The 11,091-nt window shown below is 69.8% G+C and carries 10 protein-coding genes; 7 read left to right on the top strand and 3 right to left on the bottom strand.

Annotation, left to right across the window (positions count from 1 at the left end; genetic code table 11):
- The coding region (locus DBR36_RS08820; protein WP_108318632.1) for an RNA polymerase sigma factor at nt 1-472 on the bottom strand (472 nt) is incomplete at its 3' end.
- A 171-nt stretch (nt 473-643) separates the two neighbouring features.
- Between DBR36_RS08820 and DBR36_RS08815 the strand changes: the two genes are divergently transcribed.
- A complete protein-coding gene (locus DBR36_RS08815; protein WP_108318630.1) occupies nt 644-1,705 on the top strand; it encodes a TerC family protein in 1,062 nt (353 codons plus the stop codon).
- Nucleotides 1,706-1,721: 16 nt separating this feature from the next.
- Here the strand turns inward: DBR36_RS08815 and DBR36_RS08810 are convergent, their stop codons facing one another.
- Together DBR36_RS08810 and DBR36_RS08805 are read right to left on the bottom strand one after the other, a co-directional pair.
- Nucleotides 1,722-3,035 carry an LLM class flavin-dependent oxidoreductase gene (locus tag DBR36_RS08810; protein WP_108318628.1) on the bottom strand — a complete coding sequence of 438 codons (1,314 nt, stop codon included), beginning with the start codon at nt 3,033-3,035 and terminating at the stop codon, nt 1,722-1,724.
- Nucleotides 3,032-4,345, bottom strand: coding sequence for an O-acetylhomoserine aminocarboxypropyltransferase/cysteine synthase family protein (locus DBR36_RS08805; protein WP_108318626.1), 1,314 nt, complete (start codon nt 4,343-4,345; stop codon nt 3,032-3,034). Before DBR36_RS08805 ends, DBR36_RS08810 begins: the two co-directional genes overlap by 4 nt.
- 275 nt (nt 4,346-4,620) lie before the next feature.
- Between DBR36_RS08805 and leuC the strand changes: the two genes are divergently transcribed.
- The 6 genes from leuC (at nt 4,621) to DBR36_RS08775 (ending at nt 11,000) form a co-directional block, all read left to right on the top strand.
- The gene (gene leuC, locus DBR36_RS08800; RefSeq protein WP_108318624.1) at nt 4,621-6,102 is read left to right on the top strand and encodes a 3-isopropylmalate dehydratase large subunit; all 1,482 of its coding nucleotides are present in this window, start codon (nt 4,621-4,623) and stop codon (nt 6,100-6,102) included.
- A gap of 1 nt (nt 6,103) precedes the next feature.
- On the top strand, nt 6,104-6,700 hold the full coding sequence (leuD, locus tag DBR36_RS08795; RefSeq protein ID WP_108318622.1) for a 3-isopropylmalate dehydratase small subunit: 597 nt from the start codon (nt 6,104-6,106) through the stop codon (nt 6,698-6,700).
- A 63-nt stretch (nt 6,701-6,763) separates the two neighbouring features.
- The gene (gene murA / locus DBR36_RS08790) at nt 6,764-8,137 is read left to right on the top strand and encodes a UDP-N-acetylglucosamine 1-carboxyvinyltransferase (protein ID WP_108318620.1); all 1,374 of its coding nucleotides are present in this window, start codon (nt 6,764-6,766) and stop codon (nt 8,135-8,137) included.
- A 5-nt stretch (nt 8,138-8,142) separates the two neighbouring features.
- Nucleotides 8,143-8,883 carry a 1-acyl-sn-glycerol-3-phosphate acyltransferase gene (locus DBR36_RS08785; protein WP_108318618.1) on the top strand — a complete coding sequence of 247 codons (741 nt, stop codon included), beginning with the start codon at nt 8,143-8,145 and terminating at the stop codon, nt 8,881-8,883.
- Entirely contained in the window at nt 8,873-10,015 is a 1,143-nt protein-coding gene (locus DBR36_RS08780) for an NAD(P)H-dependent glycerol-3-phosphate dehydrogenase (RefSeq protein WP_108318616.1), read from the top strand. The genes DBR36_RS08785 and DBR36_RS08780 overlap by 11 nt, the downstream gene beginning before the upstream one ends.
- Complete coding sequence (locus DBR36_RS08775; RefSeq protein WP_108318614.1) at nt 9,915-11,000, top strand: D-alanine--D-alanine ligase family protein; 1,086 nt, start codon at nt 9,915-9,917, stop codon at nt 10,998-11,000. Before DBR36_RS08780 ends, DBR36_RS08775 begins: the two co-directional genes overlap by 101 nt.
- The last annotated feature ends 91 nt before the right edge of the window (nt 11,001-11,091 follow it).

Raw genomic sequence — 11,091 nt, 5'->3', positions numbered from 1 at the left:
CACCCAGCGAGGCGGCGGCGGCCTCGTAGCCGTATCCCTCCGCCGCGCACAGCCGGAAGATCTCGCGGTCCAGGTCGCTCAGCCGCTCGACCGCCGCGAGGATCGCCGCCACCGTCTGCGCCTGCACGACCTGCGCCTCGACGTCGACGATCGCGGGGATCTCGTCGTCGAGGGCGGCGTGCGAGCCGTGCCGCCGTCGCGCCCGCAGGCGGTTTTGCGCCTGCAAGCGGCACACGGTGGCGAGCCACGGCAGCAGCGATTCCCCCTCGAGGCGCAGCGACGCGATCTTGCGCCAGGCCACGACGAAGGTCTCCTGCGTGACGTCCTCGGCGTCGGCCGCGTCGCCCACCAGTCCGAACGCCACCCAGTACACCGGGCGGACGTAGGCGCGGTACAGCGAGCGGAACGCGGCCTCGGACCCACCGGCGGCGCGCGCGACCAGCGCCCTGTCGTCGATCACGTCGTCGGTCATCGGCATCCGTTCGGTGAAGGGCGAAGCCCTGCGAGCACTCTCTCACTGAGAAGTGTCCGGCGGGGGCGGATCGTCTCACGAAAGCCGCGCAATGAGCACTACGCGCACAAACCCGTGTTCGGCGGGGGCGGACGGATAAACTCGAGCGTTTCCCCGACGAAAGGCCCCGCGATGGAGCTGCAGCTCGACCCGCTCTTCCAGACCATCACGCTGGTGGTGCTCGTCGTCATCCTGATCGCCGATCTGCTGATCATCCTGAAGCGGCCGCACATCCCCGCGCCCAAGGAGTCGACGCTGTGGGTGGTGTTCTACGTCACGCTCGCGCTGATCTTCGCGGGGGTGCTGTGGATCGTGGCCGGGGGAGAGGTGGCGGGCCAGTTCGTCGCCGGCTGGCTGACCGAGTACAGCCTCTCGATCGACAACCTGTTCGTCTTCGTGTTGATCATGGGGCAGTTCGCGGTGCCGCGCCGCTATCAGCAGGAGGTGCTGATGGTGGGCATCATCATCGCGCTCGTCCTGCGCGGCGCGTTCATCCTGGTCGGGGCGACGATCATCGAGAACTTCAGCCCGATCTTCTACCTGTTCGGTCTGTTCCTCATCTACACCGCGATCCGCCAGGCGTTCCCGGGCGACGATGACGACGACGCCCAGAAAGAGAACCTCATCGTGCGCACGCTGCGTCGCGTGCTGCCGATGAGCGACTCCTACGACGGCAAGAAGGTCATCACGCGCGTGAACGGCAAGAAGCTGTTCACGCCCATGATCATCGTCTTCGTGGCCATCGGCGTAACCGACCTGCTGTTCGCGATCGACTCGATTCCCGCGATCTTCGGCATCACGCAGAGCCCGTTCATCGTCTTCACGGCCAACCTGTTCGCGCTGATGGGTCTGCGTCAGCTGTACTTCCTGCTCGGCGACCTGCTCGACCGCCTCAAGTACCTGCACTTCGGCATCGCGTTCATCCTCGCCTTCATCGGCGTCAAGCTCATCCTGCACGCGATGCACGTCAACGAGCTGCCGTTCATCAACGGCGGCGAGCCCATCGAGTGGGCGCCCGAGATCTCGACGTGGGTGTCGCTCGCGGTGATCCTGGTGTCGATGGCGGTCGCGACGATCGCGAGCCTCGTGGCGGCGCGTCGCGAGCCCTCGGCCGAGGGACGACAGGATGCCGCCGCCCGGGTCGCCGACGAGAAGGGCACCCCCTCGACGGTCGAGGCCCCCGAGCGCGACTGACGCGCGGCATCCGCCGTCAGAACGCGCGCAGGTTGGCCTGCAGGCCCCCGTCGACGTATTCCTCGCGCAGGATGCCGCGACGGCGCAGGATCGGCACGAGGTCGTCGAGCACCCGGTGCACGGTGACCGGGTGCAGGTCGCCCCACAGCAGCACACCGTCGTTGCCCCACTCGCCGAGCTCCTCGATGCGGTCGGCGAACTCGTCGGCGGTGCCGACGAATCCGGAGCCGTCGTTCAGTCGACCGAGACGCGCGTGCGCGGCCAGCAGGGTGCGCAGCGGAGCGTCGTCGTCGTGCTTACCGACGAGGCGGCGGATGCTGCCCTCCGACACGTGCTCGCCGAAGATGCCGCGGTCCAGCGGTGCGTCCAGATCGAGCGCGGTCAGATCGGTCTCGAGGTCGCTCGACTGCTTGCGCGCGATGGCGACCAGAGCGTCGTCATCGGGGTCGGCGGATGCCGCGACCAGACGGTCCGCCTCGTCCGACGACGACACGAGCACGGGCTGGATGGCGAAGAGGATCTTGATGTCGTCGGCCGCGCGCCCGGCGGCCTCGGCGGCGGCGTGGATGCGTCCGCGGTACGCGCGGATGCTCTGTTCGTCGAGGGGCGCGAGGGCCAGCTGCACGTCGGAGTTGCGACCGGCGAACGACAGACCGCGTCCGGAGCCCCCGGGCGACACGATCGCCGGCTCGCCGTCGGTGAAGGGCACGGCGTTCAGCGGCCCGTCGAAGCCGAAGTATTCGCCGCGGTGGCGCGTGGCATCCAGCTTCGTCCCATCGGCGTAGACCCCCGATTCCTCGTCGACGACGAGCGCCCCCTCGCCCCAGCTGCGCCAGAGCTGACGGATGCCGTCGAGCCACTCCTCGGCACGGTCGTACGCCGCGTCGTGCCCGAGCTGCGCCGCGGTCGAGAAGTGGCGGGCGCTGCCGGTGTCGGTGACGACGTTGAGGCCCAGTCGGTGGCCGCTGAGGTGCTGGAGGGTCGCGAACTGCCGGGCAGCGGTGTACGGCAGGTATGCCGCGGGGTTCACCGTGGGCACGACGCCGAGGTGTCGCGTGGCGGCGAAGAGATACGGCGCGAGCAGCAGCGGGTCGTGCTTGGGCCCGCCGAAGGCGTGGCGCACGCGCAGGTCGATCGTCTCGGCGCTGCCCAGCGAGGGCGCGTCCTCGATGATGAGCAGGTCGAAACCGGCCTGCTCGAGGGTGCGTGCGGAGTCCTGATACAGCCCCGGTTCGGTCCAGCGGTGGTTCCATCGCAGGTACGGGTGTCCCCAGCCGTGCGGGCCGAAGCCGCGCGCGAGGAACCAGCCGAAGTGCTGCAGACGGCTCACAGCACGACCGTCTCGCGCTCGGCGACGGGAACCCCCACGAGCGCCTGGTCGAGGTCGGCGAGGATGTCGTCGATGTCCTCGATGCCGATCGACAGGCGGATGGTGCCCGGGAACACGCCCGCGTGCTCGCGTTCGGCCACCGACCGGGCGGCGTGCGAGGTGCTATGCGGATGCAGGACGAGGGAGCGGACGTCGCCGAGGTGGGTCATGTGCGTGATCAGCCGGACCGACTGCACGACGTGGCGGGCGGCCTCGAGGCCTCCGCGCAGGGTCACCGTGAAGACCGAGCCGCTGCCGCGTCGCAGGTAGCGTTCCCCGAGCGCATGGTGGGGGTGCGAGGGCAGTCCGACGTAGTCGACCCGCTCGACCTCGGGACGCTGCTCGAGCCACGTGGCGACGGCGAGGGCGTTCTGCGACTGCCGTTCGACGCGCAGGCTCAGGGTCTCGATGCCCTGCCCGATCAGGAACGCGTTCAAGGGCGACGGGGACGGACCGAAGCGCGGCGCGACGCTCTCGCGGATGTAAGCGCCCCGCGCGCGTCGCCCGTGCTTCTCGGCGTAGCTGGCTCCGCCCAAGCGGTCGGTCTGGACGAGGTGGGGGAAGAGGTGACCGGATGCTGCGGCGTCGAAGCGTCCGTCATCGACGATGACGCCGCCGAGCACCGCTCCCTGCCCGGCCAGGAACTTGCTCGCCGAGTGCACCACGATCGCGGCGCCGTGCTCGAGCGGTCGCAGCAGGTAGGGGGTGGTGAACGTGCTGTCGACGACGAGCGGGATGCCGCCGCGCTCGGCGCCGATCGCCGCGATCGCCGCGACGTCGAGGACGTCGTTGCGCGCGTTCGAGAGCGTCTCGGCGAAGAGGGCCTTGGTCCGCGGCGTGATGGCGGAGCGGACGGCGTCGTGGTCCGAGACATCGACGAAGGTCGTGTCGATGCCGAGTCGGGCCAGGTTGTCCAGCAGCAGGCCGCGCGTGCCCTCGTAGATGTGCTCCGACACCACGACGTGATCGCCCGCGCCCGCGAGGGCCAGCAGGGCGACCGTGACGGCCGCCTGTCCGCTCGACACCAGCACCGCCTGGTCACCGCCCTCGAGAGAGGCGAGGCGCTCTTCGACGGCGTGCACGGTGGGGTTTCCCGTCCGGCTGTAGCCGAACCCGGCGCCCGTGCCGAAGTGCGCGGCCGATTCGTCCAGGTCGCTGAAGGTGAACCCGGCGGTGAGGTAGATGGGGGTTGCTCGCGGCGTCGCGGGGGCGGTGGCGGAGCCGGCGTGCACCTGCCGGGTCGAGAATCCGGTGTCATCGCTCGTGGTCACGGGCGCGCTCCTTCCTGCGGCGTCGGACGCGACCGCGCGGCGGGGGCGGCATCCGAGGGTGTTCGGGTCGGGACAGGTTCGCACGGTCGCGCCCGCCGCGGCGAAGTGTGCGGCGCCGTGTTACGCGAAGAGGGGCGCGGCGGCCGGTGGTATCGTGACCGGGTGCGGATCGCTCGCCTCCTCCTTAGCGGCCGCGACGAGACCTTGTTCTAGGCCTTTCTCGTCGCGGAGTTCGTCGCGGGCCTCACACCCCCTTCCGAGGAGAAACGCCAGACATGAGCACCCCATCGATCGACGCCATCCGGATTCCGGATCGCCCTCGCACCCTGGCCGAGAAGGTCTGGGACGACCACCTGGTGGTCAAGGGCGAGAACGGTCAGCCCGACCTGATCTACATCGACCTGCACCTCGTGCACGAGGTCACGAGCCCGCAGGCTTTCGACGGTCTGCGCGCCGAGGGGCGTCCCGTGCGCCGCCTCGACCTGACGATCGCGACCGAGGACCACAACACCCCGACGCTGAACATCGACAAGCCGATCGCCGATCTGACCAGTCGCACGCAGATCGAGACGCTGCGCCGCAACGCCGACGAGTTCGGCGTGCGCATCCACTCGCTCGGCGACAAGGAGCAGGGGATCGTCCACGTCGTCGGTCCGCAGCTGGGTCTGACCATGCCCGGCATCACGGTGGTCTGCGGCGACAGCCACACCTCCACCCACGGCGCCTTCGGCGCGATGGCCTTCGGTATCGGTACGAGCGAGGTCGAGCACGTCCTCGCGACGCAGACCCTGCCGCTCAAGCCCTTCAAGACCATGGCCATCACGGTCGAGGGCGAGCTCGCGCCCGGAGTCACCGCGAAGGACATCATCCTCGCGATCATCGCCAAGATCGGTGCGAACGGCGGCCAGGGCTACGTGCTCGAGTTCCGCGGCAGCGCGATCCGCTCCCTCTCGATGGAGGGGCGCATGACGATGTGCAACATGTCCATCGAGGCCGGCGCCCGCGCGGGCATGATCGCCCCCGACGAGACGACCTTCGCCTACGTCAAGGACAAGCCGCACGCCCCGCAGGGTCAGGACTGGGACGACGCGGTCGCCTACTGGCGCACCCTGCCCAGCGACGAGGGAGCCGTCTACGACGCCGAGGTGTTCCTCGACGCCGCCGAGCTCGAACCGTTCGTCACGTGGGGCACCAACCCCGGCCAGGGAGTCTCGCTGAGCGACGTCGTGCCCACGCCCGCCGACATCTCCGACCCCAACGAACGCGCCGCCGCCGAGCGCGCGCTCGAGTACATGGACCTCGCCGCCGGTACGCCGATGAAGGACATCCCGGTGGATGCCGTCTTCATGGGCTCGTGCACCAACAGCCGCATCGAGGACCTGCGGGCCTTCGCCTCCGTCATCCAGGGCCGCACCAAGGCCGAGAACGTCCGCGTGATGGTCGTCCCCGGTTCGGCGCGCGTGCGCCTCGAGGCCGAGGCCGAGGGACTCGACAAGGTGTTCGAGGCCTTCGGCGCCGAGTGGCGCTTCGCCGGGTGCTCGATGTGCCTGGGCATGAACCCCGACCAGCTGGCACCGGGGGAGCGCTGCGCCTCGACCTCGAACCGCAACTTCGAGGGACGCCAGGGCAAGGGCGGTCGCACCCACCTCGTGTCGCCGCTGGTGGCCGCCGCCACCGCGGTACGCGGGACGCTCTCGAGCCCCGCCGACCTGGGCCCCGTGCCCAGCGAGACCGTTTCGACCGGGGCGGAGGCCTGACATGCAGAAGTTCACCACCCACACCGGGATCGCCGCGCCGCTGAAGCGCTCGGCCGTCGACACCGACCAGATCATCCCGGCCGTGTACCTCAAGCGCGTCACCAAGACCGGCTTCGACGACGCCCTGTTCGCCAACTGGCGCCAGGATCCCGAGTTCATCCTCAATCAGGACGCCTACCGCTCGGCATCCGTGCTCGTCGCCGGTCCCGACTTCGGTACCGGATCCAGCCGCGAGCACGCGGTGTGGGCGCTGCGCGACTACGGGTTCCAGGTGGTGCTGAGCCCGAAGTTCGCCGACATCTTCCGCGGGAACGCGGGCAAGCAGGGCCTGGTCACGGGCGTGATCTCCGAGGACGACGTCGAGCGGATCTGGGCCGTGCTCGACGCGCAGCCCGGCGTCGAGATGACCGTCGACCTTACCGCGAAGACCGCCACGGTGGGCGACCTCCAGGTGTCGTTCGAGATCGACGATTACACTAGGTGGCGGCTTCTCGAAGGGCTCGACGACATCGGGCTCACGCTGCGTGACGAAGACAAGATCACGCAGTTCGAGGCGCGCCGCGAGGCATGGCGGCCCAGGACCCTTCCGGTCCGCTGAGCCCGATCGACCCGATCGGGTCGTTCTGCCGCCCCTCGTCCACGAAGTGAGGTCCACCCCCCTATGAGCACACTCATCACCGATTCCGGAGACCAGACTCCCGGACAGCCGGACTGGGAGGCGGCAGAGACCCTGACCATCCGCGGCGGGCGGCCCCTGCGGGGCACCGTCGAGGTCAAGGGCGCGAAGAACCTCGTGACCAAGGCGATGGTGGCGGCCCTGCTGGGCGAGACCACCAGCACGCTGCGCGACGTCCCGATGATCAGCGACGTCAAGGTCGTCCGCTCGCTCCTCGAGGTGCACGGCGTCACGGTGACCGAGGGCGACGAAGAGGGCACGTTCCACCTCGACCCCTCGGGCGCCGTCGCCGCGCACTTCGAAGAGATCGACGCGCACGCCGGAGCCTCGCGCATCCCGATCCTGTTCTGCGGACCGCTGCTGCACCTGCTCGGCGAGGCCCTGATCCCGGATCTCGGTGGATGCCGCATCGGCGACCGCCCGATCAACTTCCACATGGACGCGCTGCGCGCCTTCGGCGCTGTCGTCGACAAGAGCTACGAGGGCATCCGCATCACGGCGCCCAACGGGCTGCACGGTGCGAACATCACGCTGCCCTACCCGAGCGTCGGCGCGACCGAGCAGGTGCTGCTCACGGCCGTGCGCGCCAAGGGCGTCACCGAGCTGCGCAACGCCGCGATCGAGCCCGAGATCATGGATCTCATCGCGGTCCTGCAGAAGATGGGCGCGATCATCTCGTACGAGCCCAACCGCGTCATCTTCATCGAGGGCGTCGACAAGCTCGTCGGCTACGACCACCGCGCGATCTTCGACCGCAACGAGGCCGCGTCCTGGGCGTGCGCGGCGCTGGCCACCGACGGCGAGATCTTCGCCAAGGGCGCGCGGCAGCAGGACATGCTGACCTTCCTGAACGTCTTCCGCAAGGCCGGCGGCTGGTTCGACGTCCGCGAGGACGGCATCCTGTTCCGTCGTGGCGACGCGCTCAAGCCCGTCATGGTCGAGACCGACGTGCACCCGGGCTTCATGACCGACTGGCAGCAGCCCCTCATCGTGGCGCTCACCCAGGCTCCCGGCACCTCGACCGTGCACGAGACGGTCTACGAGAACCGCCTGGGCTTCACCGCCGCGCTGAACAAGATGGGCGCCGACATCGTCGTGCACCCCAAGGGTCTGGACAGCGCCGACCGCCGCGTGCCGCGCCGCGACCTCGAGCAGGCCGCCGTGATCAACGGCCCGACGCCGCTGCACGGCGCCGACGTCGAGGTCCCCGACCTGCGCGGTGGCTACAGCTACGTCATCGCGGCCCTCGCGGCCGAGGGCGAGTCCACGGTCCGAAACATCGGCATCATCCGCCGCGGCTACGAGAAGTTCCTCGAGAAGCTCACGGCCGTGCACGCCGACTTCGACGTCGTCGGCTGACGCTCGTGGCCGCCTCGCCTGAGAAGAGCCGGCCGAGCGCCTTCTGGCCGCTCGCGGCGATCATCGTGCCCATCACGGGGCTGTTTGCGCGCATCGAGATCCGCGGGGCCGAGAACCTCCCCCGCGAGGGGGCGTACGTGCTCGCCCCCAACCACAACTCGGAGTTCGACCCGGTGATCGTCGCGGTCGCCGTGTGGCGGCTGGGGCGCGCGCCGCGGTTCATGGCCAAAGAGAGCCTGTTCAAGGTCCCGGTGCTCGGGGCAGCGCTGAAGGCGACGGGAATGGTCCCGGTGCCGCGCACGTCCACGAGCGCGAACCAGTCCATGAAGGCGGCCGAGCAGATCGCCCGCGACGGGCGTGGCGTCATCGTCTACGCCGAGGGCACCCTCACGCGCGACCCCGACCTGTGGCCCATGCGGGGCAAGACCGGCGCCGTCCGTCTCGCCCTCGCCGGCGACCTGCCCCTCATCCCGATGGCGCAGTGGGGCGTCCAGCAGATCCTCCCGCGCTACGGCAAGCTGAAGTTCCCCCGTCGCGCGCACGTGATCGTCGAGATCGGCCCCGCCATGGACCTGTCGGCCTACGCCGACGCGCCGACGCAGCCCGCGACGCTGACGAAGGCGACCGACGAGATGATGAACCGCATCACCGCGATGCTGTCCGGCATCCGTGGTCTTCCGGCCCCGGCCGAACGGTGGAACCCGTCGCAGCACGGGCAGAACGAGACGGGTCGCCTTGAGTCGTAAGAACGTGCAGCCCGTCGCGGGTCCGAAGGTCGCGGTCGTCGGCGCCGGCAGCTGGGGCACGACGTTCGGCAAGATCCTCGCCGACGGCGGGGCGACCGTCGTCATGTGGGCGCGTCGCCCCGAGCTCGCCGCCGAGATCACCGAGTCCAAGCGCAACAGCCGTTACCTGCCCGGGATCAACCTGCCGCGGTCGATGACGGCGACGACCGACCTCGCCGAGGCGCTGCGGGGCGCCGAGCAGATCTACCTGTCCGTGCCGAGCCAGTCGCTGCGCGAGAACCTCGCCGCGATCCGCCCCTACGTCGAAGACACCGACGTGCCGCTGGTGTCGTTGATGAAGGGCGTGGAAAAGTCCTCGGGCCTGCGCATGAGCCAGGTCATCGAGCAGGTGCTCGAGTGCGATCCGGCGCGGATCGCCGTGGCATCCGGACCCAACCTCGCCCTCGAGATCGCCCGCGAACAGCCCACGGCGGCCGTGATCAGCTCGCTCAGCCCCGAGACCGCTGAGGCGGTGGCGCGGCGCGCGCGCAACAAGTACTTCCGTTCGTTCGTGAACACCGACGTCATCGGCACCGAGTTCGGCGGGGTGCTGAAGAACCTCATCGCGGTCGCGATCGGCATCGTGGACGGCGTGGGATACGGCGAGAACACCAAGGCCTCGATCATCACGCGCGGCCTGGTCGAGATGACGGACTTCGCCGTCGCGCAGGGCGCGCAGCCCGAGACGCTGCAGGGTCTGGCGGGCCTCGGCGACCTGATCGCGACGTGCCAGTCGCCGCTCAGCCGCAACAACACCGCCGGCCGACTGCTGGGACAGGGGTACGGCTTCCAGGACGTGGTGACGCAGATGCAGCAGACCGCCGAGGGTCTGGCATCCGTCGCCCCCGTCCTGCAGCTCGCGAAGCAGGTCGGCGTCGACATGCCCATCGTGCAGCAGGTGAAGATGGTGCTCGACGGCACCATGGATCCGCGCGACATCGCGCCGCACCTGACGACAGACGACGACCAGCCGCAGGGCGAGAGGACGCAGAATGACCAGACCGGTGGTGGTGGTGCTCTTCGGCGGGCGCTCCAGCGAGCACTCGATCAGTTCCGCCACGGCGGGCGGGGTGCTGCGCGCGATCGATCGTGACCGCTACCGGGTGATCCCGGTGGGCATCACCCGCGACGGCGCCTTCGTCCTCGAGGACGACGACCCCGACAAGTTCGCGCTGCGCCCCGAGGCCCTGCCCGAGGTGATCGACAACGGAACGCGCGTGCGCCTGCCCGACTCGACGCTGTCGCGCGAATGGACGGTGACGGATGCCGCCGGCGAACGCTCCCTCGGCGAGGTCGACGTCGTGCTGCCGATCCTGCACGGCCGCTTCGGCGAGGACGGCACGGTCCAGGGACTGCTCGAGCTGCTCGGCATCCCGTATGCCGGGGGCGGCGTGCTCATGTCGGCCATCGGCATGAACAAGAACGTCACCAAGCGCGTGCTGCGCTCGGCCAACGTGCCCGTGGTGCCGTGGGTCGCCGTCACCCGCGCCGACCTCGAGCGCGACCGCGGTCTGTGGGAGCGGCGCATCCACGCCCTCGACCTGCCGGTGTTCGTCAAGCCGAACGAGGCGGGATCGAGCGTCGGTGTCACCAAGGTGTCGCGCTGGGAGGACCTGGATGCCGCCCTCGACACCGCCTTCGCCGAGGATGGCCTGGTGCTGGTCGAGAAGGCCATCGTCGGCCGCGAGGTCGAGTGCGGCGTGCTACCCGGCCGCGACGGCGGGCCCGTCCGCGTCAGCGTCGCCGGCGAGATCGTCGTCACGGGTCGGGAGTTCTACGACTTCGAGGCCAAGTACCTCGACGCCCCCGGCGTGGAGCTGGTCTGCCCGGCGGACCTGCGCGACGGCGAACTCGCCGAGATGCAGCGGATCGCGGCGCAGGCTTTCGAGGCGATCGGCGGCCAGGGACTCGCGCGCGTGGACTTCTTCTACACGGGGACCGAGTTCTACGTGAACGAGGTCAACACGATGCCCGGGTTCACGCCGATCTCGATGTTCCCGACGTGCTGGATCGCCTCGGGCCTGTCGTACCCCGACCTCATCAGCGACCTGCTCGAGGCGGCGCTCGAGAGGGCCTGACCCGGTCGCCGGGTGCCTGCCGCGACGTCCCGGCCGCGGTGGGTGTGTGCACAACGGCGGGGTTTTTGTTCGGCGCGCCGTGCGGTGGGGT

Origin of the sequence: Microbacterium sp. HMWF026 (assembly GCF_003061325.1) — a bacterium.
GTDB classification, from domain to species: domain Bacteria; phylum Actinomycetota; class Actinomycetes; order Actinomycetales; family Microbacteriaceae; genus Microbacterium; species Microbacterium testaceum_E.
This window is presented reverse-complemented; position numbering and strand designations above follow the sequence as displayed.

Excerpts from the sequence above, each read along its gene's own strand:
- DBR36_RS08815 (WP_108318630.1), top strand. The coding sequence starts at position 644 with ATGGAGCTGCAGCTCGACCCGCTCTTCCAGACCATCACGCTGGTGGTG.
- leuD (WP_108318622.1), top strand. The coding sequence starts at position 6,104 with ATGCAGAAGTTCACCACCCACACCGGGATCGCCGCGCCGCTGAAGCGC.
- DBR36_RS08775 (WP_108318614.1), top strand. The coding sequence starts at position 9,915 with ATGACCAGACCGGTGGTGGTGGTGCTCTTCGGCGGGCGCTCCAGCGAG.
- murA (WP_108318620.1), top strand. The coding sequence starts at position 6,764 with ATGAGCACACTCATCACCGATTCCGGAGACCAGACTCCCGGACAGCCG.
- leuC (WP_108318624.1), top strand. The coding sequence starts at position 4,621 with ATGAGCACCCCATCGATCGACGCCATCCGGATTCCGGATCGCCCTCGC.